Origin of the sequence: Brachybacterium sp. Marseille-Q7125 (genome assembly GCF_023062615.1) — a bacterium.
Taxonomy (GTDB): Bacteria; Actinomycetota; Actinomycetes; order Actinomycetales; family Dermabacteraceae; genus Brachybacterium.
Genome location: NZ_JALLAL010000118.1, coordinates 1 through 1,428 on the forward strand (window position 1 = coordinate 1; position 1,428 = coordinate 1,428).

Here is a 1,428-nt window from a genome sequence, read left to right on the forward strand (position 1 = left end):
GGGTTACAGGTAGGGTTCGATTCGTTCGGGGTAGACGAGGGCGAGTTGGCCGAGGGCGGCCTTCCAGTTCGTGGTTACCGATCCTTCGATGAGGCGTCCGGGGGCTCGGCGTTCAGCGGCGGGTAGGCCGCGTTCCTTCTCGCGCTCCCGGGCTCGCTTGTCCTCGATGTTGCAGATCGCCAGCCACAGCAGCTTGACCACGGCGGCGTCGTTGGGGAAGTGGCCGCGGTTCTTGGTGACCTTGCGCAGCTGGTAGTTCAGCGACTCAATCGCGTTCGTCGTGTAGATGACGCGGCGTAGCTCGGGCGGGAAGGCCAGGAACGGGATGAACCGCTCCCAGGCCGCCCGGAACGTCCGCGCCGCGGCGGGGTACTTCGTGCCCCAGGGGCCGGCCTCGAATGCCTCCAACGCCTCCAGAGCCGCGTCCTCACTGGCGGCGGTGTAGATCGGCTTCAGCGCCGTGGCGACGGCCTTGCGGTCCCCGTAGGACACGAACCGCATCGCGGCGCGGATCAGGTGGACCACACAGGTCTGCACGGTGGCCAGCGGCCAGGTCGCCTCGATCGCCTCGGGAAAGCCGGTCAGCCCGTCGCAGCACACGATCAGCACATCGCGCACCCCGCGGTTGGCGAGGTCCGCGCAGACCTGGGCCCAGAACTTCGCGCCCTCGTGGGTCTGGACCCAGATCCCCAGGACGTGCTTGATGCCGTCCATGTCCACGCCGACGGCGATGTGGGCGGCCTTGTTGACCACGTGAGAGCCGTCCTTGACCTTGACCATGATCGCGTCGAGGTAGATCACCGGGTACAGCGACTCCAGCGGACGGCGCTGCCACGCGAGGACCTCCTCGGCGATGGAGTCCACGACCTTGCTGATCGTCTCGTGACTCACGTCCACCCCGACCGTGGAGGCTAGGTGGTGGGAGATGTCGCGCAGCGTCATCCCGCCGGCGTACAGCGAGATGATCATCCCGTCGACCCCGTCCAGGCGGCGCTGACCCTTGCCTACCAGCATCGGGGTGAAGGTCCCGGCCCGATCGCGCGGGATCGCGAGCTCGATGTCCCCGACCTCGCTCGTCACGGTCTTGGCGTAGTACCCGTTACGGGAGTTCGGGTGGTCGGCGGCATCGACCGCGCCCTTCTCATAGCCCACGTGCTCACTCAGCTCGGCCTCCAGGCCCCGCTCCAGGGCGGCCTTGAGCATCCCGCCCAGCACCCCGCCGTCTCCGGTCAGCGGTTCACCGGCATCGATCCGGGCGAAAACCTCATCCAGGGCTCCGGTGGTCTTGAGCTCGGCCGCGAGCTCGGCCTGCTTTCTACGACGCTCAGCGCGCTCCTCGGCGCTCATCTTCGGCATGGCGTCAATCGTCACAGTGTGTCTCCTTCAGGGGGTGGTGCCACACCCCTTACACACACCATTTGACAGGCC

The 1,428-nt window shown here is 67.3% G+C and carries 1 protein-coding gene; it reads right to left on the reverse strand.

What is annotated here, in order from left to right:
- Positions 1-3: 3 nt before the first annotated feature.
- Positions 4-1,347, reverse strand: a complete 1,344-nt coding sequence (locus tag MU407_RS13950) for an IS256 family transposase (RefSeq protein WP_246958392.1) — start codon at positions 1,345-1,347, stop codon at positions 4-6.
- Between the last annotated feature and the right edge of the window lie 81 nt (positions 1,348-1,428).